This window comes from Mesorhizobium sp. 01N446 (assembly GCF_056399285.1).
Genome location: NZ_JBFTRA010000002.1, coordinates 54273 through 76562, shown reverse-complemented (window position 1 = coordinate 76562; position 22290 = coordinate 54273). Strand labels below are relative to the sequence as shown.

Sequence of the window (22290 nt, the reverse complement as noted above, 5' to 3'; positions counted from 1 at the left end):
GTCAAAGGTCATCACCCGGAGCGGATATGGGTCTAGGATTTCGGGCCTAGCGAGTTTCATTCGTACCACCTCGCCTTGAACCATTGTCGGGATGACGCGCCGCCTAGGGTTTTCGGCAACACCATCTCGCTTGCAAACGGGGCATTGGAGCGTAAATTGCCGTCCGCCATGACTAACCGATTTCTCAATCATCGCCTCGAGTGCCCACACTGCCTGACCATCCGGCTGAGAATCCCAGCTGATGCTCAGCCCGACACGTGGATAGTCTGCAGTGATTGCGGCGAATCCCTAGGTACTTGGGACGACCTTCAGACAGATTTTGAAAAGCAGGGCGGCAACTCGGGGGTATTCCGTCTTGAAAAAGGTCGCATCAAGCGAATCGAGTGACGATAGCCGGTGGGAGGGATTGTGCTTAAGGCGCGATTGGCAATCGAACCCCAGCCAGCGGTGCCTCCAGCTTCCATGCGAATTCATGCGGCCGTAATCAAGATTTCCTTGCCCGCCCACCGCAGAGGGTGGAACAACGGTGCCAAAGCCGCCCTGTCCGAGGGTTCGACAGCCCCCGTGTGTTTTCCAGACCAGATGAGGTGAAAGAGCCGTCGCTGCACGAACGCGGGGCACCAATCGCACTCTAGCCTTTGCCCGGCAAGATCGAACTGAGCACCTGATTTACCGTCCCCCGGATGACGCCGGCTTCATCCGGGTCGCCCTTCGCCAGCGTCGCCGTCAGGTTTTTGACTTGCGCGAATGTAAGGTGTGGCGGCAGCGGCGGCACTTCGGGATCGGTCTTGACCTCCAGCACAACCGGGCTGTCCGACGCGAGTGCCTCGTCCCACGCAGCCGCAAGGTTTTCAGGGCGATCGACGAACAGCCCCTTGAGACCGATCAGTTCGGCGAACCGATGATAGGGCACGTCCGGAATATCCTGCGAGGCCTCGAATTTCGGATCGCCTTGCATCACGCGCTGTTCCCAGGTGACCTGATTGAGGTCCTGGTTGTTGTAGACGCAGATGACGAACCGGCCGTCTGCCCAACCCTTCCAGTATTTCGCTACGGTGATCAACTCCGCCATGTTGTTCATCTGCATCGCGCCATCGCCAACCAGTCCGACCACCGGCCGACCTGGATGGGCGAATTTCGCGGCGATCGCGTAGGGAACGGCTGCTCCCATCGAAGCAAGCCCGCCAGAAAGAGAGCCCATCATTCCAGGTCTCATCTTGATATCGCGCGCATACCAGTTGGCGCAGGACCCTGAGTCGCTGGTCAGGATGACGTCGTCTGGCAGCCTTGACGACAGTTCCCATGCGACCAGTTGAGGGTTGACGGGATCGGCCTTCGCGTGTGCCCGCTTGTCGAGGAGCTTCCACCACTCGATAACACCCTTCTCGACCTGTTTGCGCCATTTGCCCTTCTTCTGCTTCAAGAACGGCAGCAAGGCCTTGAGCGTCTCGGCGGCGTCGCCGACAAGGTTGATCTCCATGGGATAGCGTAGCGACATCATGCCGGGTTCGATATCGATCTGAACGCCTCGAGCCTGGCCTTCTTTCGGAAGGAATTCCGAATACGGAAATCCCGACCCGATCATCAGCAACGTGTCACAGTCGCGCATAAGATCCCAGGACGGCTCGGTGCCGAGCAGTCCTATGGAGCCCGTGACCCAGGGAAGGGTATCCGCTAGCACAGCTTTGCCGAGAAGTGCCTTGGCGGCGCCAGCATCCAGGCGGTCGGCAACGGCAATCACTTGCGCCGTCGCGCCAAGAGCGCCAGCGCCAACGAGAATCGCGACACGTTTGCCGTTGTTAAGAACACTCGCCGCGGCCTCCAGATCGTTACGGTGGGGAACGATCAACGGCGGTGCGTAGCCGATGCCGGAATGCACCGGGCCGTGCGCGCGCGCCGGTTCTTCGTACGCCATCTCCTGCAGGTCGTTGGGCAGGATCAGCGCTGTCACCGTGCGGTTTGCCAGCGCGATCCGAATGGCGCGATCGATGAGATGGCGCACTTGCCCGGGGACGGCAGCCTGGTGAACGAAATCGCCGGCGACGTCCTTGAACAGGGACGCGAGGTCGACCTCTTGTTGGTAGTGCCCGCCGATGGCAGCGCGCGCCTGCTGGCCGACAATGGCAAGGACTGGTTGGTGATCAAGCCGCGCGTCATAGAGCCCGGTCACAAGATGCGTAGCGCCTGGACCTGAGGTCGCAATGCACACCCCCAGTTCGCCGGAAAACTTGGCGTAAGCGGACGCCATGAAAGCAGCCATTTCCTCATGCCGGGCCTGGATGAATTCGATTGCGCCTTCCGCCCGACTGAGCGCGCCGAACACGCCGTTGATGCCGTCACCCGGGTAGCCGAATAGCTTCCGTACGCCCCAGGCGTGAAGGCGTGAGACAAGAAAATCGCCAACGGTCCGAGACATGAGGAAGAACCTTGTAACTGCTGTTGTGAACGCAAAGGCCAATCACTGGCAGAAAGCAGGTCTGCGAGTTGGAGCGATTGTGGCGCGTTAGGAATCCCGCTCAACGTTCGGCTCGTCAGGCACAGCGCCATCTGCCTCTTCGCCGTCAATCTCTGTCGCAGCTCGGTGCCAATGCTGTTCATGGGAGCCGTGGCGACGGCCTTCGCGTTCCCAGATTTCGTAAGCTCTGGTTCGAATGCGATCGGTTCGCCTGTCCGCTGGCGGGTCTCGGCCGAAAGCATCGCCCAGATCGCCGTCGGAGTCCTTTAGGACCTCGCCAGCTGCGTCCGGATTGCTTCTCGGGTCATCACTCGGTGGGAGATAGCCCCGGGGCCTTGTTTCCGGGGGACCCTCCCAACGCGGAGACTGATCAGTTGTGCCCGGTGGGCCGTCTTTCGGTTTTTTGCTCATGACGATGCCTCTTTTTTCTACATCAGTGACCGAACTGCGACAGCGCGATGAAGTTCCATTTCGTCCATTCTTTCCGCGAAAAATGGCCGAAGGAAAACTCTCGGAACAACTTAGGACGCGACTGGTGTGGTGGTGCCGGGAGCCTACGCCTTAGAAGCGTTGGGTGCTGGATTATGCAAGGCCTCTCGCAAGGCTCTGGCAACAACGGATCGCCGCCATCTTCGTCGTGGCTGCTAACATCCCGGCGCGACTGTGCCACGATCCTAAGCACTCCAGCCCGATGTCAGGATCAGAGACGCTTCGAACATCTGTGCCCCGCCATCACTCCTGACCTTCACTGTAAGCTTGACCAGGTCGCGGTCAGGCATCTCATCGCGCGCTATGTCGTGCAGGATTCGCAGGGCCTCGGCTCGGGCGCGGTCGCGCGACTCGAATAATTGGCCGTCATCGTCGAGAACCTGGCCGTCACTGTTGTAAACATCGAAAAAATATCGGTTCATTGAGAGACCACCCCAAGAGATCAGATAAATCTCCTCGATGAATCGTGGTCCCTTCACTGCTGGCGTTTCGGTAAAAAATACATCAGATTGTTCCGGCGAATGCATTTGGAGTTGGCGGCCTTGCAGCTCTTCCGGGTTGATCCGCCAAGGCGGCAATCTCCGCCTAAGCCGCGAGAGCCGTGATGCTTGAATCTCTTTTTTTGCAGCTTGAACAACACGATGTTGTGTCAGATTCCGAACGGGCTTTGCTAACGCAGGCGATATCAACCGGACGTGATTTCGCCATCGGCCAGGATCTGGTGGCTGCCGGATCCCGTCCGACCTACAGCACCCTGCTGGTCGAAGGACTGGCAGCGCGCTACAAAATGCTGGAGGACGGCGGCCGACAATTCACGTCGCTTCAGGTGCCGGGCGATTTCGTCGACCTTCACGCTTTCCTGCTCAAAACCATGGACCATGGCATTATCGCCTTGTCGGCTTGTCGTGTGCTTTTCGCCGATCATCACCGGCTGCGAAAGATTACGGAGACCGCGCCACATCTCACGCGCCTTCTCTGGTTGGACACGCTGGTCGACGGGGCGATCCATCGGGAATGGATCGTTGCTATGGGACGCCGGTCAAAGATCTCCCATCTGGCCCATCTCATCTGCGAACTTTACGTCCGGTTGAAGGTGGTGAATCGCACAACTGGCCTGAGTTTTCGCCTGCCGATAACGCAAACGGAACTCGCCGACGTCTTGGGACTGTCGGTCGTTCATATGAATCGCATAGTGGGCGAACTTCGCAAGCTCGGCGCCATCACCTGGGCGGATCAGTCGTTGACGATTGTCGACTGGGAGCGCCTCCAGGAGATTGCGGAATTTGATCCGACCTACCTCAGTATGGTGCGAGATCCGCGCTAACCGGCGCCATCACCTCAGCAACGGAACCGTCGCATTTATTGCACGTTGCCGCCCTGATACGCGCTGAACCGCGGTCGCCCCCGCGCCGTCGCCTGTGTGTGTCAACTGCCACTGGAACAAAAAAAGGATAACGCCATGGGATTTTTCTCCAAGGACATCAAAACGCTCAATGACCTGTTCGTGCACACATTGCAGGACATCTACTATGCCGAGCAGCAGATCGAAAAATCACTGCCCAAGATGGTCGAAAAGGCGACCGACCCCGACCTGAAAGCTGGCTTCGAAGAGCACCTCGAACAAACGAGGGAGCATATCGTCCGCCTTGAACAGGTATTTGAAATTCATGGCGAAGCCGTGAAAGGCGTCGATTGCCCGGCCATCGACGGCATCCTTGAGGAAGCCGACGACGTGAGCGGTGACGTTGATGACAAACAGGTGCTGGATGCGGCTTTGATTGCATCGGCGCAAGCGGTCGAACACTACGAGATGACCCGCTACGGAACGCTGATCGCCTGGGCCAAGGAATTGGGACATGAAGACTCTGCCAGGATATTGGCGGAGACGCTTGAGGAAGAGCGGGCGACGGACCAGAAACTGACCGAAATGGCCGAAAGCGGCGTGAACCGCCAAGCACCATAAAATCCCAGGCGCGGCGGCGGATCACCGTTCCCCGCCGCCGCGCTTTTTTAGGCAGGTCAATAGCTCCGGCCGGCAATGTTACCAGGATGGATCAGCGCTGATGTGCCGTGGCAGAGGTATGTGGTGGCGGGTGTTCGGCGACCCGGTACTGGTTGTCGCGATTTGCGGCAACCAACTCGTAGGTCCCGGTAAGTCCGTCGATCACAAGGTCGAGGAACGCGTCGCAGACGGCAACCCAGTCCACACCGTCACGCACCGCGAGCGAGATAGTCTTGCCGGAGCAATAGCTGGCAAACAAGACAACTGGTAAGCTGCCTCCGCTGTCCCCTATGCTCAGCTCAACCCATGCATTCGGCGATCCTGCCTGCTGGGATGCGGCTCTGGCTGGAAGTCGCCGGCGGCTGCAACATTCTCCCAGGATCGATAGCCGCCGGTCAAATCCTCGGAGCCGGATTGTCGGCGATTTTCCCAACCTCTTGCGCGGCGCACGCCACCAGCCCGTCTGTGCAAGCACGGGATGGCCGAACGACTGCTTATTCACCAAGGCCGAGATGGCATCAGCCATAATTGTTCTGCGCGGAAGGTCTGCCCTCACATCGAACACCCCACATTCGTAGTACCCATCCTCGCGCATCATCATGGAATTCCAATCCACGGCGCCGAACAGTGACCAAGCCGTGACGGCACGTACGTCAATGCCCTCAGCCGCGCATTCGACTGCACCCTGCCATCCCTCCATGAACCAGCGCAGCTGTTCCTCACGGGTGCAAGCGTTGTGCACTTCTCCGATTGCCACCGGCAGGGCGTAGCGGCGCCACACCTCACGCAGGCGGGAGGCAAACCCGAGTGCACCGGCCGGTACGCCGGCGCGGAAAGCGGCGACGTCGACATAAGGTTCTGTGCCGTTACCGCCAACGGGTTCTCGAGGATGCCGTTCGACACGATGCTCGAGGAACCTGTCGCTGGTGAGGTAATAATCAACGCCGATAAGGTCCGGAGGGCAGGGCGCAGCCTCCAAATCGGCCAAATGGTCAGGATCGATACCAGCGTCGAGGAGGCGCCCATGGAACGGATGGCGCGCGTCGACATGCCCACAAAGCAGATCCAGCGATAACCATCGCCGGCCATTCTCGTACTCAGCCTGGTATGCCAGCTTTGGCGTCGCAAAAATCTTTCCGAAATCCTCGGTCTGCAGAAGGCGGGCATCGGGGATGACCTTTCGGATAGCCAGCATTGTCATGGCTATCGCACGGCACTGGGCAACAAGAAGCCGCAGGCAACTTGGCTCGTCAGCGCGGTTCGGATGCCAAAACCCATAAAGGCCGCTTAGACGGGCGGTTGCCATCGGTTCGTTGATCGGCGTGAAAGTCTTTACCCAGGGGTACCGAAGAGCAAGCCGCCCTCCAAACGCCGCGAGGCGTTCTGCAAAATCCGGCGCGAGGATGGACGTCCAGGATGGCCCGCTCCCGTGGTGGATAAGGGCTGCGATTGGACTGATGCCGAGACGGCGCATCCTTTGATATCGCTCGTCGTGCCAGCTCCAGTCATCCCGCCCCTCCACTACCTCGACGTGTTCCCACAACGCAGGATATCGAAGCGTTTTGATGCCAAGGGAAGCGACGAGGTCTAAATCCTCGATGCGGTTTGAATGACCGGTTTCGGCGAGCTGATCGCGGATCACGCCACCGACGCGAACCACACTGCATTCAATACCGCCCCAAACTTCCACCATGACTATCCCGCCGCGCCCTTGGCAAGGGATAGTTCCGGCGCGCCCGTCTTCTGAATGCGATTGAACGCCGCCAGCGCCTGACCGATCACCTGGTCCATATTGTAGTAGCGGTAGGTTGCCAGCCGACCGACGAAAATCGCATCGGTTTGCTGGGCAGGGAGTGCCTCATATCGCTTGTAAAGCACTTCATTCTCGGCGCGGGGCACCGGATAATAAGGATCGCCGTCATCGGTCGGATATTCGTAGGTCAGGCTGGTTTGCGGATGGTGCTGTCCCGTCATATGCTTGTATTCCGTGACCCTGGTGAAGGCCTCGGTCTGCGGGTAGTTGACGACGGCGACCGGCTGAAACCGTGGCGTGTCGAGTGTGACGTGCTCAAAACGCAACGATCGGTACGGCAATTTCCCCAGCCTGAAGTCGAAAAATTCATCGATTGGACCGGTATAGATGAGGCGGCGATAGGGGATGACTTCTCGAACCTCGCGATAGTCAGTTTGCAGCATCACCTTGATATTGGGATGGGCCAGCATCCGTTGAAACATGCGTGTGTACCCGCCCGCCGGCATGCTCTGGAACGTGTCGGCGAAATACCTGTCATCACGATTGGTTCGTGTCGGCACGCGCGCGGTCACTGACTTGCTCAGTTGCGAGGGGTCGACGCCCCACTGTTTTCGCGTGTAGCCTTGGAAGAACTTCTCGTAGAGCTCCCGCCCCACCGTTCCCACGACCACGTCCTCGGCGCTGCGGATCTCTTCCACGCTCTCCCTGCGTTCGGCCAAAAACCGCTCCATCTGGTCGGAGGTCAGGTCGAGGCCATAGAGGCGGTTGATCGTGTCCAGATTGATCGGGATTGGCAAAAGCTGACCATCTACCTTTGCCAGCACACGGTGCTCATAGGGATGCCACGCCGTGAATTGGGACAGGTAGGCGACAATGGCCTCAGCATTGGTGTGGAAGATGTGGGGCCCATACCGATGCACAAGAATACCGGCTTCATCGTACCAATCGAAAGCGTTGCCGCCGATGTGACTGCGACGGTCGACGACCAGCACTGTCTCTCCGCGCTGACTGGCCAGGCGCTCTGCCAAAACGCTTCCGGCAAAACCTGCGCCGACAACAAGCCAATCAAACATGGTCGACCAAGCTCCTGAATTCCTGATGACGCAAAACCTTCGCAGGCTTGAGCAAATCGTGCATTGTGCTCCAGGTCGTGTCCCAAGACATTCCTGAAAGGAACGCGTCGACCTTGGCCGTTTCACAGCCCTTTCGCAGAGCGGCATCGAGGGCGGCTGGCATCGAGCCTGCGTCAGCAATGTCGACCAAGCCGCGACGGCCGTAGGTTTCCACCACATCAACGATTGCAGTCGATACTACAGGCAGTCCGCTGGCAAGGAATTCAGGGGTCTTCGTCGGACTGATATAACGCGTCGCATCGTTCAAGGCGAAAGGCATCCACCCTACGTCCCAACCGGCCATGTATCCGGGCAACTCGGCATACCGCTTGGCGCCCAACCAATGAATGTTTGAGCCGGCGGGCAGGGTGGCCGGGTCGATCTTGACCACTGGACCGATCGTGACGAACTGGACGGTAGGCATCGCTGCAGCGGTTCGAGCCATGAGGTCAATATCGAACCGCTCGTCGATGACTCCGAAGAAGCCGACGCGGGGATGCGCAATGCTCTGCTGATCTGCAGGGTCTGCCTGAGGCCGGCGCGCCTGATGGAAGTGTGCCGTGTCAATGCTGCTTGGAAACGCGTGGACGGAGGGATGCCGGCGGCGCTTGGACTCATAAAGGCTCATTCCACCGGTGAACACGACGTCGGCCTTGCCAAAGAGCTGCTCTTCCAGTCGCTCGAGTTCAGGAGGCGCGTTTTTGAAGGCAGAAAGTTCGTCCATGCAGTCATAGACGCAGACATCCTCCTGCAGCGCATCGGTGAACTTCAGGGCCATGGGGGTGTAGTACCAAGTCAACAACTGGTCGTGCTCGATGCCTGCGACGAGATTCTCAAGCAGAATGGCGATAGCTCTGTCGACCTCAATTCCGGAGTGACACTGCGGCAGTATTGGCGTCACAACTTCCAGGCCTGGCGCCACCGCCTTGCGGCGCAGAATAGGCATCTGAACAGGCTCGAACAGGGGTTCCTCGAAGAACACAACGGCGTAGTCGGCCGCGGCGCGCGTCATCAAATGCTGCGGGCGTTGAAAAACAAAGTCCCACCGCAGGTGGGAAAAACATATCAGGAGTGGGTTGTCAAAAGGCACGAGCAAGGGGTTGGATACAGTCTGATCCATTGCAACAATCCGCATTAGGGTTGGCTTATGGTGGATCAAGCTCCGTTCGCAGATCGGGTTCCACGGCAACGCGGAATTTTGTCTTTCTTAGCCGAACATCAAAGGCGCCACGATTTCTCGTTATGGCTGGAACGGGCCTCGCCTCCGTAAGTTGTCGGCGGGGAGGCGCCAATGATCGTCGATGCACATCTTCATACGTCGGGCCGCGAGACAACGGCGGATGTACTGCAATCACTTGACGATGCGGGCGTGGATATCGCGTTCCTGCTGGCGCCGTTCCTGACACCACCCTATTCGCTTAATGACCGGGAGTCGCTGCGCGCTGGCAACCGGTACCTTTCCGAGCTTGTCAAAGGCCACACGGATCGGCTCATCGGGTTCGCGGTTGTCAATCCGCTGCATCCCCAAGCAGCCGACGATCTTGAGGAGGCAGCTGCGCTCCCCGGTATTCGCGCGCTGAAAATGGTTCCGACCGGATGGTATCCCTATGATGAGTGCGCTCACCGTGTATACGCGGTCGCCGCAAAGCTAGATCTTCCCATCCTGTTTCATAGCGGAATTTTCATTGACGGCCGATCTGGCCGGTTCTGCCGGCCATCCTTCTACGAGGCGGTTCGCGATCACCCCGGCCTTCGCGTCACCTTGGCTCACCTTGGCTGGCCATGGTGTGACGAAGCCAACGCAGTTGGCGTTATCGATCGGATCAATGGCGTCGAGCCAGCCGAGAGCCAGTTTCGCTTCGACCTGTCCTTTGGACCGCCTCCGATCTACCGCGGCGAGGTCTTTCGCAAGGCGATCGACGTGATCGGCCCACGCTCACTGCAATTCGGCAGCGACCGTTTCTTGCCGTGCAGCGGTGCCCACATCCACGCGGCAATAGACGAGGTCACGGCAATTCTAGATCAACTCGAAGTCGCATCCGATGACCGAATTGCGATCATGTCGGGGACGGCAATGGATTGGCTGAGGCTGCACCCGTCGCAAGGAGGAAACTGATGGCCCGGACCCCGCGTGTCCTGCCAGGCGRCCAGACCGATGAGCGCGCGCATATCCTTGAGGTCTTGGGCAACGCCATTGTTGGCGGCATGGAAAATTACGTGCGCAATCTGGCTGCGAACCTGCCCTCGAACGAGTTCAAAGTCTCGCTCCTGTGCCCGTATGAAAGCCCATACACCGCATTGCTGCGGTCTGAGGGCAGGGACGTCTACATTGCGCCCCTGCGTGACGATCCACCTTGGAAGACAATCGAACTCATCTGCACGCTCGTTCGCGAAACCGGTATCGACCTGCTCCACGCTCACCTGATGAACGCGCATACCGTGGCTGCTATGGCCGGCCGACTGAGCGCGACGCCGACAGTTGCTACGCTGCATGGGATGAGCTTGCATCCGCAGGAAATCAGTGTGGCGCGCACAACCGGGAGCCACACCATTGTGGTGTGCCGCGAAGCCTGGTCGCAAGCACTTGCGGTGGGATTGTCGCCTGAGAATGTAAGTCTCGTTCCTAACGGGGTCGATCTCGCAATATATCATCCAATGTCGGCTGACCCCTTTGAATTCCGGCAAACGATCAACGTCGCCGCTGACGATATGTTGGTCGGGTTCGTTGGCAGGCTGGCCTGGGAAAAGGGCCCCGACAAATTCCTCAAAGCAGCCGAATTCATACTGCAAAGGCGGCCCGAGGTGCACTTCGCAGTGGTTGGCACGGGGTCGATGGAAAAGGATTTGACTGCCACCGTTCGGCGTGCGGGACTCGAGTCGCGCATCCATATGGTCGGGCTCGCGCGCGAACCCCATCGGATCTATCCGGCCCTAGATTTGCTGTTGCATACGTCGCGCGCTGACGCGATGCCGCTTACCATTCTGGAAGCTATGGCATCTGGCGTGCCGGTCGTGGCTATCGGCGTCGGCGGCGTCCCGGAAATCGTCTCTGCGGGGGAGACCGGGATTCTTATAGGAACCACCGAATGGCCCGGCATCGTCTCGGAATATCCTGGCGACTGGGAAGGTGTTGCCCTGGCGGCAATCTCGCTGCTATCCAATCCCGCCAGGCTAAAGTCGATGGCTGGCGCGAGCGTGAGGCGGGCGCAATCCAGCTTCGATATCCGTCAGTCGGCCACTATGACGAGCCACATTTTCCGTCAGTTGCTGGGACCTCGTTCCGACAAGGCGCGCCTCCACTCCGTTCCCTAACCTCAGGGTAGCACGAGCACAGCAGGATCAGAATTTGGTGGCCCTGATTCCGGTAATGACAGGGTAGAGCGGATCAACAACGTCAAGGCTTGCGCGGTCCATCTCCTCGAATGAGAGGCCTTGCAGAAAGGCTGTGGCGGCAAGCACGTTGCCGAATTGCTGTACCTCCACTCCGGCGGCCCCGAACCTTTCCACGAACAGGCGTCGTGCGGCACTCTGTGTCATGGCCCAGAACCATTTTTCTGGCCCGTCCTGCGCGTCGATGGGAGTGATGCCTGGTACCGTCGCCAACACGACGCCACCTGGTGCCAAGGCGCGATGGATCGTAGTAATTGCACCACGCACGTCGTAGATCATGTGCAGCGTCTGGGTCACGATGATGCAGTCAAGGCGCCCGGCCTCCACGGCTTTCTCGTTCTGGAGATCGATGCAAATCGTGGCCTGAGGATTGGCGCTTTCGGGTGAGTCGATAATGTCGGAAGTGACGACTCGTGCCAAACCAAAACGGAGCGTGTAGACATTGTCGCCGATCTCCGCGACGCGTCCTCGAATGTCCTCCGCATGACGCTGCAGGAAACTCTCGATGTAGTAACGGTCAAGTGGCGTGCCGCGATCGCCGCCAAATTTACGGCTTAGGGGCTCGATATCGCCGAGGTCTCCAAAAACCACCGTACCGGGCGCCGGGATAGTTCGCATGTGTGATTAAACCGCAGGGGCGTAGCGCAGCAAGGATCGTACCGGGTCGCACCGTTCAGGCCCACCCGACCTGGGGGCAGATCGCTGGCACAACGGTGAGGCATCTCTGCGGAGTCCTTCTGGATCAGCCATCCGCTTTCTTCCTCGCTGCCGTCGCATTTTGACCGCTGGGAGCCGTTGTCTTTGCGTCCTTTGAGTGAGCTGCCAAAGCGGGACCAGCGCCGGTCGCCTTACGCATGTCGCCGCTGCGCTTTGCTGGCTGTTCCTTTTTGCCCAAGAGGCCGGAAAAATACTTCCCAAAAAACCCCATCATTTCCTCCTCGTTCAAGCATTTCAGAAATGCCTAATAGGAATTTTCCGGGAGATGATTTGTTCCCTCCAGGAGCAGGCTTGATGTCGTTCAAATCGAGCAGGCTCGCGCGATGCGTCGCTTTATGGCGGACGTCGATTTGCGACCGAGGCTGTGGAACGTCCGTAACCGATCAACGTTGCCGATGACCTCCACTTGAGGACACTTCGGTATGGTGATGTTCGCCGAGACCAAGGCTCAAAAGATAGCTGAAGACGTAATGCTTTCGACTGAGGAAAAGATCGCGCAGTTGTGCGAATTGGACGCTCGTCTCGACGCGTCAAGGTCGGTCTGTAACGTCGCCCCTTGTTGGCGGCTTGTTGGCTTAGATGCACTGAGGGAAGCGTTCACCGCATGGGTGGGCCCGATGTCCAATAGAGCGAATTGCCTAAGCAACCGGTATCTCGCGGTTCAACAGACGGCGAGCGATTGTCATTGGTCAACTACCGTTGCAAAAGCCGGCCGGCTAAAGTCTTGACGTTTGCCGCAATGCGCGCGAATTTTGTGATCGCCGATCCACCTTGGCGATCGAGGAACGGGCAATGCAGGGCCGAAGGTCACACGAGCGGACGGGGCAATACGGCGCAGATGAATTCGCATCGAAGCACGCCTTGTCCGAGAAGTCCGCTGTGATCATTCTAAATCTCTATGGGCCATCCAGGCCGGCATGCGATGCCGCTGCAGTGGCTTTCAAAGACGCGGTCGCACAGCGGCAAGCAGGCCGGTTGATAAACCTCCTCGACATCGACTAGGTGTTTAGTCCCAGAGTGTGATGGCGTATTGTTGTCGCGATCACAGAGGGAAACCCTATGGGCCAATTTCTTCACGGCAGCGCCAAGACCACGCACGCCGTTCGAGCAGAGCTACAGCGATCCTCAAGGCTTTGGTCAAAACGGTACCCTATAAAATCCACACCGTGCTCACGGATAACGGGGTGCAGTTCGTGCAGCATGACAAGCGTACTGGACGTGGGTTCGTCGATCATATCTTCGGCGCCGTATGCGTAGAGAATGGTATCGAGCATCGTCGGACCAAGCCCTACCACCCATGGACCAATGGCCAGGCCGAGCGAATGGTCAGGACGATCAAAGACGCGACCGTTAGATCCTTCCACTACGCCTCAATCATCGACCTCCGTCGTCACGTCAGGGACTGGCTGCTAGCCTACAACTATGCCAAGCAGCTCAAGGCGCTGCGATTCAAAACCCCTTTCGAAGCCATCCGGCAACTCAGTGACAAAAAGCCGGAAACCTTCAATCGAACCCCAACCCATGACATGTTGGGACCAAACACCCAGTCGCGCGGATCCCTGCGGATCAGAGCCCGCACCGATTCAATGCGGACGAGAACTTAACGACGATAGTCGGCGTCGGTGGACCCGATTTAATCATCAATGTGCCGCGGGTTGTGAGGGCTGCACCCCTTGCTGGTCACCGCCTGTGCTGGACTGCGGTGTTGGATTCTTGTCCACCTTGGGATTTTGGTCTATCGGCTGGCTGTTGTCAGACTGAGATTGAACTGGATCAGTCGAGGCCGGGTTTGGACTGGTGCTCGCATGCGCCTGGCTGTCTTGCTGGTCTGTCGACGGTCCTTTGATGACCACGCCATAGATTTCGGCGACACCCCAGGCGGCAATGGCTAGCAGCAGCGCGGCTATGAGCACAACAAGGACGGGCCTGCCAAGAGGGCCTTGTCGGGCTTGGTTCTCGGGAACGTTGTTCGTCATAGGACACCTCGGGGAAGGAAGTCTGTCCCTTGCCTGCCACAGGCGGGCCGGCCGAGGAACATCTTGGCCAGCGGCAGGGACCGATGAAACGTAGTACGTCAGTTCAACCTTGACTGGTCTCAAAGGTTCCGGCCAATGAGAGACCCAGCCAATTCTTGGAACAGCAGGACAACTTCCGACGTGCCAAGAAGTGGCATTGCCGTTCGAATTGTTCGTTCAAAGGGGTACCCTTGCGGATCGCTCGTGCGTGCGGTCGGAAAAAATTCAACATTGAACCTTTTCCAATTCCGCAAATTAGACGGCTATGGCGAGATATTTCTTCGACGTGCCGGATGCCGATATCGCTGATCCAAACGATCTTGTCGACGTGCACGACGCGCGTGAGGCAGGACTTCGGGCCCTTGCAGCGATCATGAGGGAATCACATCCGGACGGCACCAAGCGTGCCTTCGAATTCAACGTTTGTGATGAAGCAGGCCGACACCATCTGCACCTTACCATCACGCTTGAATGGAGGGATGCACCGGGCCATCCTTCCATGGCAAGCCATTAACCCGGCGACCGTAAGGACGTCACGTTTTTAGGCTGGTCGCGGCTTGAGGTGTGGACCTGCCGATACCGCTCGTCGTTGTTGCTTGGTCTGGCGCGGGCATTGCTCGACGATCTTCTTTGCGGCCCTCCATGCGACCTGAAGCCCAGAAATGTCGCTTGACCCGTCGTGAGAGTGGGGAACTGATGCGGAATTTGCGGATGCCATATAGCATTGCGCACCGTTCAGCTTCGGCCGTTCTGCTCATCGATCTCGATCCAGGCCGGCGCGTGATCGCTTGGTTTCTCCCATCCGCGTGTCTCCACATCGACGCCGGCACTGCGCAAATGGGAAGAGAGGGAAGGGCTCACCAGGAGATGGTCCATTCGAAGTCCTGAACTCCGGTCGTATCCGCCTCGATAGGAGAAGTTCCAGTAGGTGTAGATGGCGTTCCCTGGATGAGTGTGACGAACGGCATCGATCCATCCTTCAGCAAGCATCCGGCTGTAGGCGTCCCTGCTTTCGGGGAAGTACACCGCGTCGCCGGTCCATCGCCTCGGCACGACCGCATCGAGTGCGGTCGGAACCACATTGTAATCTCCGCAGAGCACAGTTGGCCTGCCGGCTTTAAGCAAAGACTGACCGTAGCTGATAAGCCTCTCAAACCAGCCGAGCTTATAATCGAACTTGGGACCGGGCGCTGGATTGCCATTAGGCAAGTAGAGGCAGCCGATCACAAGCCCATTTACGTCGGCCTCGATGTAGCGGCTATGCGTATCATCGGGATCGCCAGGCAGACCGCGTCGGCGTTCTACGGGATCCGTCCCGCGGGCAAGGATTGCAACGCCGTTGTAGGACTTCTGGCCGTGCCAGATAACGCCGTATCCAGCGTGGCTGATCGCATCCAACGGAAACTTTTCGTCAGATGTTTTGAGTTCCTGAAGGCAAACGATGTCGCACTTGGCTTCATCCAGCCATCTGAGAAGTACTGGCAGTCGACCGTTGACGCCGTTTACATTGAAAGTTGCAATACGGGTCATGCGGACCTCTTATTGCCCTGTTGAGTTCTGGATGCGCGTTGATGATCCGGATCAAGAACGTCGGCGACTGCATCCTTCTCATCGCGAGGTAGAACCGTCATCGTAAAGATGAAGGCTGACAGCAAAAGGCAGACGCCGTTGGTTATGATTATGGGCCATTCCAGCTTAATCATGCCAAAAGCCAACCACAGGGCAAAACCCAAAACCGTGATTCCATACGTCGGCGCGGAGATCCCGCCTGTGTCTCGCGTTTTGATGATCTTCCAAGCCTGTGGTGTAAAGCTGGTCATGGAGCAGACAGTTGCGAGGTAACCAATAAGCGTGACTGCGTTCATGCGTGCCGCCCTAATGAAGCTGGTCTTCGGACATGCGTGCCAGCTGTCGCGCAAGCAGGCGCCGGAGCTTCCCGCCTAAGCTGCAGACCCATTCCGGGAATAGGGTTTTCGGTTACTTTTCCGCCTGCTCAATAACGTGAAACGCGCTGGAATACGCAACGCAACCAACAGGACTGGCCAGTTCAACACCTACCTCAGGCTCGGCCTCTCAGCGCCAGTGCTTCCCTTTCCAGTATCTCACGGCTGTTGCCGTGCTTTGCGATGAGTTCCCTCACTTGCTGGGGGGTGATGCCTGTCTTGCTGGCGAAATATTCGACCTCGTAGTCCTCGTCAGCCGATACACGATCGCGGTCGCGAAAGTCTCGTTTGCTCTTATCATCAGCCATTTTGTTCCTCCATACAAAGCGATCGACGGAAACGCCATTCGAGGCGATTTGTTTCAATCTATCTCATTGGCGGGCTGGCAGATTTTTTGACGCTGACTTGGACCCCGGATTCGTGAGGCTACCCGCCGGGCTCTTGGGGCGCATCTTGTCGAGACGTGGAAGTGCGACGCATATATACAAGATATCGTCGAACCTGACAGACGTATCCAGAAGCTAAAGCCGGGCGAGGCCAAGGCCATTTTCCATCTTATCGACGGTGTTGGACTGACGCGGCTGCTGACGTTAAATATCGTCAGTCTTTGGTTTTAGTGCTTCTGCTTCCCGCTTGAGTTTGGGCCAGTCGGCGCCGTGCTTTTGAAGAAGCCTGCGTGCCTGCCTCGGTGTTATCGATGCGACCTGTGTAAGATGGTCGATCTCAAGCTCTTGCCCTTTTACGACGCGACTTGAATCGTTCGACTTGTTTACGCTCATAGAATTGAACCCTGCTCCTAGCCACGGCTCGGCTGCGGGATTGCAGCCGCTTAGAGCACGTAAATTCACGCTCCCGCTGATGAGCGATGAGCGGATCTGAAAGGAGCAAGGCGGCCTTGGCCCCTTGCGAGTGTCACATCAAAGATCGCGTCCACGTCTATCCCGCTGTAGGTCTTCTCCGCTATAGACGTCGGCGTTCGGGTCGAAACCGGTCCAGCCGCCAGCCTCGTATTCATTGCGTCTGCCAGCGACGTCGACCGAATTGTATTGCTTGAGGATTTGTTCGGCATTCGGCGCAAGATTATCGTCGACCTTGGCCGTGACCATCGTCCCGCCGCGACGAACGCCTTCGGCATAGACATGGGCGTCGTTTTCAGGGACGCCGGCGTTTGTCATGGCGCCGATGATGCCCCCTGCTGCACCACCGACCACGGCCCCGCCAACCGCGCCGACAGCAGTGGCAGCCAACCACCCGGCTGCAACCACAGGTCCCACCCCAGGAATGGCCATCAGGCCGAGGCCTGTTGCCAGGCCGCCGGCGCCGCCAATGACGGCGCCCACGCCAGCACCAGTGGCCGCGTCCTCGCCGGCTTCGCTCTCCTCATCCTTGTGCCAGCCGGTCGCATTGTTGGCCACAATGCTGATGTCATCGCGCGGGACGCCGGTGGCCACGAGTTCGCCTACGGCATCATTGGCATCGTCATAATTGTCGAACAGTCCGGTTACGGTTTTCATCTGGTTCTCCTGGCTTTCTATTCACTTGGTGCCGGCAACAACGTTGCCTTGGTAATCGAGCGCGATCGGCGTCGACTTGCCGTCCTTGCTCGCTGTTCCGCGCCAGATGCCGTTGTCATCCTTTGTCAGGGCAGAGACGTCGGCATAACCCGCCTTCTCGATCGCGCTCTTGGCCTGGGCTTCGGTAAAACTGTTGGCGCCGGGAACTGGAGCTGCCGGATTGGTGGCGCCGCTGGCGACAGCCGGTGTGCTGCCTTCAGAAGCAGGCGCCGTCGTTGCAACCTTCTGAATCATGTCCTGATGCATCTTGAGTGTGGGCAGCGTGTCAGCCGCAAAGGATTTCAGGGCGGCGTTGTCGCCGTCCTTGGCATAGGCCTCGAAGAGGCTGACTGCATCGGCATGGGCCGCCTTCTGCATGTCTGCATAAGATGCGTCTACTGGCGCCGCAGCCGCCTGCAGCTTGTCGACATCGCTTTTGTGTGCTGCATCGAGGTCGGCGGGCACCTTCAGCTTCTGTTCGCCGGCGATGCTCTCAAGCTTCGCATTGGCGGCGCCATGATCGGAGATCATCTTCTGGGCGAAGTCCTTCAGGCCTTGGTCCTGCAGCTTGTCTTGGGCTACCTTGCTCGACTGGACTTCGAACATTCCGCCGATCGCGGCCTTGGTGACGAAATCCTGGGTGGTCTCGGCAGCGAGCGATGGCCAGGCAAATGCCACCGACGCGGCTAACGATAGCGACGCCAGACGAAGACTGTTTCTCATGGTGATGTTCCTCAGTTGAGATTGGTGAATCCAAACCTGCTCGCGGCGTGTTTGTTCCCAGGCAAATACGAACGCGCTGCCAAATTGACTGAAGGCGCTGTTCGTCGTTCACATGCGGTGAAGCAGGCGAAAAAGTTTTGGCGCGGCGCGAATTGCGCGGAAGAGCCGGTGGTTCGCCATCGAGCCTATGAGCGGCCTTCTCGGTGCTAAATGCGTCCTCTCACAGGCTGACGTGGTGTCAGGTCAAGTCCGTACGGGCGAGTTCACTGGTTGTTTGCGGTATGAATATTCAAACCGAGCAAAGGTTCGCGCTGGATCAGGAACATTTTGTCAAGCGGCAGGTTAGCGAGGCACAACCAACGGAGAATGACGATGAAGGCGCTCACCTGGCACGGCAAAAGTGACATACGGTGCGAGCAGGTGGATGACCCGATCATTGAGAACGACCGCGATATTATCATCAAGGTTACGGCTTGTGCGATCTGCGGGTCAGACCTTCATCTGATGGGAGGATTTGTCCCAGAAATGCACGCCCATGACGTGCTTGGGCACGAGACAATGGGCGAGGTCGTTGAAGTCGGGAAGGGTCACTCCAAGTTCAGGATGGGCGAGCGCGTCGTGGTGCCGTTCACGATCGCCTGCGGCGATTGCCGGATGTGCAAATGGCAGCTGTTTTCGCTCTGCGAGAGGTCGAATCCAGCCGGCGCCAAGCAAGCCGAGCGGATGGGGTATCCAACTGCTGGGCTGTTCGGTTATTCGCACATGTATGGCGGCTTCGCGGGTGGCCAGGCAGAATTCTTGCGCGTACCCTATGCCGACGTTGGCCCTATCAAGGTGCCAGATGGCCTGACAGACGAGCAGGTACTGTTTCTCTCCGATATTTTTCCCACCGGGTATCAGGCGGCGGAAAACTGCAACATTCAACCCGGTGATACAGTGCTGGTCTTCGGCTGCGGACCAGTTGGCCAGTTCGCAATCAAGTCAGCCTTTCTCCTAGGCGCGGGCCGGGTCATCGCGCTGGACATCGTCCCCGAACGGCTGGCGCTTGCGCAAGCGTCGGGAGCGGAAACGCTGAGATACGACGACGAAGATCTGCAAAAGCAGATCCTGGCTATGACGGGCGGTAAAGGGCCGGATTCTGTGATCGAAGCGGTCGGCATGGAAAGCCATGGCCCCGGTGGCGTCATGGAGACCTTGCAAACGGACCTTACGGCGATGGAGAGGCCTTATGCGCTGCAACAGGCGCTGATGGCCTGCCGACCGGGCGGCACTGTCTCGTTGCCGGGGGTGTTCGTTGGAAGCGTTACTGTGCCCATGGGAATGTTCGTCGGCAAAGGGCTGACAATGAAAACGGGCCAAACACATGTCCAGCGCTACTTGGAGCCGTTGATGAAGCTCATTGAGGACGGAAAAATCGACCCGTCCTTTCTGATTACCCACCGCATTGGGCTCGAAGAAGGACCGGAGGCTTACAAGACCTTCCGCGACAAGAAGGATGGCTGCATCAAGGTCGTCATCAAACCGTAGGCTCAATCACCMGCCCGGCAATCGCCTTCAATTCGATGGAAACTTACTTCGATTGCGCAACGTTGAGGGCTGCGGCGGGGAATTCCATCTTGCATGGGGGCGAACCGCCCGAGATGAAGCTTCCTGCCATGTTACGACATGCAGCAACTTTGTGTGTTCCTTTGCGCGGTAGACCGAAGCGAATCTGATGCCACGCCAGCTGATGTCAACCTTTGCGGCTTTGTCGCGTTCCGAGGCCGACGCAACTATTGGGCGGGAGATGACTTTTGCTGCGCGGCGACTGTTTTTCTAACCAGACTCTCAGCGGAACAAAGGGTTTCTCCTCGCGTTGCGGCAAGGTCAACGAGGATATGGAGGCTTCACGGTGAATGATCGTGCATTACTTCGGGATCCGCGTCAGGAGTATCCGGCGCCGCCTTTTCCAAAACAGCCGCAGACCACTCCTGGCCTTGCCGGAAATATGGATCCGGTGCCGGATCACGGCGAGGAAAGCTATCGGGGCTCTGGTAAGCTAGCTGGGCGCAAGGCGCTCGTGACAGGGGGCGATTCCGGGATAGGGAGGGCCGTCGCTATAGCCTTTGCGCGGGAAGGAGCGGATGTAGCCATTTCTTACCTCGCGGAAGAGGAGGCGGATGCCAAGGAGGTCATCCACCTTATCGAAGCCGCGGGCAGCAAGGCGCTGGCGCTGCCTGGCGACATCAAGGACGAGGCTTGGTGTCGGGGTTTGGTAGACAAAGCTGTCTCCGCCCTCGGTGGCCTCGATCTGCTTGTGATCAATGCCGGGAGGCAGCAATATCGCGAGAGCATTGATGAGTTGACGACAGACGACTTCGACAAGACCATGAAAACGAATCTGTACGCACTTCATTGGATCGCTCAAGCAGCCGCGCCGCATCTCCCTGCCGGCGCCTCCATCATCACCACGGCATCGATCCAGGCCTACGAGCCTTCGGCGATCCTGCTCGACTATGCCACCACCAAAGCCGGCATTGTCGCTTATACCAAGGCGCTCGCCAAGCAATTGATCAAGCGGGGCATTCGGGCCAATGTCGTGGCTCCCGGGCCTGTCTGGACAGTGCTGCAGCCAAGCGGCGGTCAGCCAGATGAAAAGGTCAAGCATTTCGGTGAGGACAGCGATTTCGGCCGTCCTGGACAGCCGGTCGAGCTAGCGCCCGTCTATGTGCTGCTGGCCTCGCGGGAAGCCAGTTTCATAAATGGCGAAGTTTATGGCGTCACTGGCGGCAAGGGTGTCGCGTGACCCTATATTCGCGTGACCCCATATAGAGACATCGAAGTTTAGGGACGCCATGGGGCGCATTGCATACAAAGTTGCTGTCGCCATTCTCCTGACCGCAGCGGCTGCTGCGATCGCCGCGTTCCTGGTGACCTCGGCTCGCCCGCCGTTCTCGCCAGACGATCCGCGATTCGAAGTGAAAGGGGATGTGGGCCGCGGCAAGCTGGTCTTCGCGGCGGGGGACTGCGCCTCCTGCCACGCTACCCCCGGACAGTCAGATCGACTACAACTGGGCGGTGGCATGGCGCTTGGGTCGCCGTTCGGCACTTTCAGGCCGCCCAACATTTCCCCTGATCCGGTTGACGGTATCGGCAGATGGAGCGCCGCCGATCTGGCAAATGCGCTGATCGGTGGAGTGTCTCCCAGGCGCGAACACTATTACCCGTCCTTCCCCTACACCAGCTTCACCGGCATGACCGTCGCCGACATCAACGATGTCTACGCCTATCTCATGACGCTGCCAAAAGTGTCTGGACGTGCGCCGCCGCACGATCCCGCAATCCTGTTCAGCATTCGCCGGTCCGTCGGATTTTGGAAGCTGATGTTTTTCCGCCAGGGCCGGTCGGCTGCGAACGCAGAAGTCAAGACGATGCCTGATCGCGGCGCATACCTCGTCGAAACCGTTTCTCATTGCGCGGAATGCCACTCCAGCCGAAATGCGTTTGGAGCAATCCGGTCCGATACGCTGTTTGCCGGCGGCATCGACCCGCAAGGCGCCGGGTTCGTGCCCAACATTACGCAGGAACGATTGGGCGCTTGGACCRAGACCGATATTGCCACGATGCTTAGAACCGGAGAGACGCCCAACCACGGCCGGGTGGGATCGTCCATGGCCGACGTGGTGACGAATACCGCCATGCTGCCTGAAGGCGACCGCGAGGCGATCGCGCACTACATCAAAGCGCTTCCGCCGGTCGCGACCCCACACCCATAGGTTCATTGGGCATAAAGATACGCTGCAAGATCCCGCGCTTCCTGTTCAGAAATCCCCGATTGCGGCATGGCCGTTTGCGGGGAGAAGCGCTGCGGCGAAACGATCCAGGCGACCAGATTGTCTGGACGGTTTTCCAGGACACCCGCGATATAGACGCGCTTCGACAGTTCCGTCAGTGGCGCCCCAGCCTGGCCGTCCGCCCCAGGAATCCCGGAGATCGTGTGACATCCGGCGCAGCCATAGCGACGAAAGATCGCCGGCGCTGGACCGGGATCGCCCCCGGTCATCACCCTGGCAATGGCAGCTCTGGTATGGTTGTCACGCACGACACTGGTCGTGACAAACGCGGCGGAAGCCACGACGATAAACACCGTGGCCATGGC

The 22290-nt window shown here is 58.6% G+C and carries 22 protein-coding genes and 1 pseudogene; 9 read left to right on the top strand and 14 right to left on the bottom strand.

Features of this window, described 5'->3' with window-relative positions; all coding sequences use genetic code 11:
* Positions 1-631: 631 nt before the first annotated feature.
* The 3 genes from AC1DPX_RS08555 to AC1DPX_RS08545 form a co-directional block, all read right to left on the bottom strand.
* Positions 632-2416, bottom strand: coding sequence for a thiamine pyrophosphate-requiring protein (locus AC1DPX_RS08555; protein ID WP_477235896.1), 1785 nt, complete (start codon positions 2414-2416; stop codon positions 632-634).
* A gap of 87 nt (positions 2417-2503) precedes the next feature.
* Positions 2504-2653 carry a DUF2934 domain-containing protein gene (locus tag AC1DPX_RS08550; protein ID WP_441936139.1) on the bottom strand — a complete coding sequence of 50 codons (150 nt, stop codon included), beginning with the start codon at positions 2651-2653 and terminating at the stop codon, positions 2504-2506.
* Positions 2654-3129: 476 nt separating this feature from the next.
* Entirely contained in the window at positions 3130-3471 is a 342-nt protein-coding gene (locus AC1DPX_RS08545; protein ID WP_477235894.1) for a DUF6894 family protein, read from the bottom strand.
* Between the two features lie 77 nt (positions 3472-3548).
* On the opposite strand from AC1DPX_RS08545, the gene AC1DPX_RS08540 reads away from it, so the two are divergent.
* A complete protein-coding gene (locus AC1DPX_RS08540) occupies positions 3549-4268 on the top strand; it encodes a Crp/Fnr family transcriptional regulator (RefSeq protein ID WP_477235892.1) in 720 nt (239 codons plus the stop codon).
* 135 nt (positions 4269-4403) lie between these two features.
* Complete coding sequence (locus AC1DPX_RS08535; RefSeq protein WP_477235890.1) at positions 4404-4907, top strand: YciE/YciF ferroxidase family protein; 504 nt, start codon at positions 4404-4406, stop codon at positions 4905-4907.
* Between the two features lie 91 nt (positions 4908-4998).
* Here AC1DPX_RS08535 and AC1DPX_RS08530 read toward each other — a convergent pair whose 3' ends face one another.
* Genes AC1DPX_RS08530 through AC1DPX_RS08520 form a run of 3 tightly spaced genes read right to left on the bottom strand, consistent with a single transcriptional unit; the run spans position 4999 to position 8931 of the window.
* Positions 4999-6639 carry a glycoside hydrolase family 1 protein gene (locus AC1DPX_RS08530; RefSeq protein ID WP_477235888.1) on the bottom strand — a complete coding sequence of 547 codons (1641 nt, stop codon included), beginning with the start codon at positions 6637-6639 and terminating at the stop codon, positions 4999-5001.
* Between the two features lie 2 nt (positions 6640-6641).
* Complete coding sequence (gene glf / locus AC1DPX_RS08525) at positions 6642-7772, bottom strand: UDP-galactopyranose mutase (RefSeq protein ID WP_477235886.1); 1131 nt, start codon at positions 7770-7772, stop codon at positions 6642-6644.
* Positions 7765-8931 (bottom strand): glycosyltransferase family 1 protein, encoded by a 1167-nt coding sequence (locus AC1DPX_RS08520; protein WP_441935478.1) that lies wholly within the window; start codon positions 8929-8931, stop codon positions 7765-7767. Before AC1DPX_RS08520 ends, glf begins: the two co-directional genes overlap by 8 nt.
* A gap of 171 nt (positions 8932-9102) precedes the next feature.
* Between AC1DPX_RS08520 and AC1DPX_RS08515 the strand changes: the two genes are divergently transcribed.
* The gene (locus tag AC1DPX_RS08515) at positions 9103-9927 is read left to right on the top strand and encodes an amidohydrolase family protein (RefSeq protein ID WP_477235885.1); all 825 of its coding nucleotides are present in this window, start codon (positions 9103-9105) and stop codon (positions 9925-9927) included.
* A complete protein-coding gene (locus tag AC1DPX_RS08510; protein WP_477235883.1) occupies positions 9927-11123 on the top strand; it encodes a glycosyltransferase family 4 protein in 1197 nt (398 codons plus the stop codon). The genes AC1DPX_RS08515 and AC1DPX_RS08510 overlap by 1 nt, the downstream gene beginning before the upstream one ends.
* Before the next feature lie 27 nt (positions 11124-11150).
* Here the strand turns inward: AC1DPX_RS08510 and AC1DPX_RS08505 are convergent, their stop codons facing one another.
* A complete protein-coding gene (locus tag AC1DPX_RS08505; RefSeq protein ID WP_477235881.1) occupies positions 11151-11792 on the bottom strand; it encodes a methyltransferase domain-containing protein in 642 nt (213 codons plus the stop codon).
* Positions 11793-13030: 1238 nt separating this feature from the next.
* On the opposite strand from AC1DPX_RS08505, the pseudogene AC1DPX_RS08500 reads away from it, so the two are divergent.
* Positions 13031-13459, top strand: a pseudogene (locus tag AC1DPX_RS08500) (integrase core domain-containing protein); the annotation flags it as partial.
* Positions 13460-13558: 99 nt separating this feature from the next.
* Here AC1DPX_RS08500 and AC1DPX_RS08495 read toward each other — a convergent pair.
* Positions 13559-13894 (bottom strand): hypothetical protein, encoded by a 336-nt coding sequence (locus tag AC1DPX_RS08495; protein WP_441935470.1) that lies wholly within the window; start codon positions 13892-13894, stop codon positions 13559-13561.
* 304 nt (positions 13895-14198) lie between these two features.
* On the opposite strand from AC1DPX_RS08495, the gene AC1DPX_RS08490 reads away from it, so the two are divergent.
* Positions 14199-14447 (top strand): DUF6894 family protein, encoded by a 249-nt coding sequence (locus AC1DPX_RS08490; protein WP_057143639.1) that lies wholly within the window; start codon positions 14199-14201, stop codon positions 14445-14447.
* Between the two features lie 221 nt (positions 14448-14668).
* Here the strand turns inward: AC1DPX_RS08490 and xth are convergent, their stop codons facing one another.
* The 5 genes from xth to AC1DPX_RS08465 all read right to left on the bottom strand — a co-directional run bounded on the left by xth (position 14669) and on the right by AC1DPX_RS08465 (position 18152).
* Positions 14669-15463, bottom strand: coding sequence for an exodeoxyribonuclease III (gene xth, locus AC1DPX_RS08485; protein ID WP_441935466.1), 795 nt, complete (start codon positions 15461-15463; stop codon positions 14669-14671).
* Entirely contained in the window at positions 15460-15798 is a 339-nt protein-coding gene (locus tag AC1DPX_RS08480; protein WP_441935464.1) for a SemiSWEET family sugar transporter, read from the bottom strand. The genes xth and AC1DPX_RS08480 overlap by 4 nt, the downstream gene beginning before the upstream one ends.
* Positions 15799-15992: 194 nt before the next feature.
* The gene (locus AC1DPX_RS08475) at positions 15993-16184 is read right to left on the bottom strand and encodes a DUF3606 domain-containing protein (protein ID WP_441935462.1); all 192 of its coding nucleotides are present in this window, start codon (positions 16182-16184) and stop codon (positions 15993-15995) included.
* 609 nt (positions 16185-16793) lie between these two features.
* The gene (locus AC1DPX_RS08470; protein WP_441935460.1) at positions 16794-17390 is read right to left on the bottom strand and encodes a hypothetical protein; all 597 of its coding nucleotides are present in this window, start codon (positions 17388-17390) and stop codon (positions 16794-16796) included.
* A gap of 21 nt (positions 17391-17411) precedes the next feature.
* Positions 17412-18152 carry a DUF4142 domain-containing protein gene (locus AC1DPX_RS08465; protein WP_477235879.1) on the bottom strand — a complete coding sequence of 247 codons (741 nt, stop codon included), beginning with the start codon at positions 18150-18152 and terminating at the stop codon, positions 17412-17414.
* A gap of 372 nt (positions 18153-18524) precedes the next feature.
* Between AC1DPX_RS08465 and AC1DPX_RS08460 the strand changes: the two genes are divergently transcribed.
* From AC1DPX_RS08460 to AC1DPX_RS08450, 3 genes are all read left to right on the top strand, one after another.
* The gene (locus AC1DPX_RS08460) at positions 18525-19679 is read left to right on the top strand and encodes a zinc-dependent alcohol dehydrogenase (protein ID WP_477235877.1); all 1155 of its coding nucleotides are present in this window, start codon (positions 18525-18527) and stop codon (positions 19677-19679) included.
* A gap of 364 nt (positions 19680-20043) precedes the next feature.
* Positions 20044-20937, top strand: a complete 894-nt coding sequence (locus AC1DPX_RS08455; protein ID WP_477235875.1) for an SDR family oxidoreductase — start codon at positions 20044-20046, stop codon at positions 20935-20937.
* Between the two features lie 49 nt (positions 20938-20986).
* A complete protein-coding gene (locus AC1DPX_RS08450) occupies positions 20987-21907 on the top strand; it encodes a c-type cytochrome (protein WP_477235873.1) in 921 nt (306 codons plus the stop codon).
* Between the two features lie 2 nt (positions 21908-21909).
* Here the strand turns inward: AC1DPX_RS08450 and AC1DPX_RS08445 are convergent, their stop codons facing one another.
* Positions 21910-22287 (bottom strand): c-type cytochrome, encoded by a 378-nt coding sequence (locus AC1DPX_RS08445; RefSeq protein WP_477235871.1) that lies wholly within the window; start codon positions 22285-22287, stop codon positions 21910-21912.
* Positions 22288-22290 lie beyond the last annotated feature (3 nt).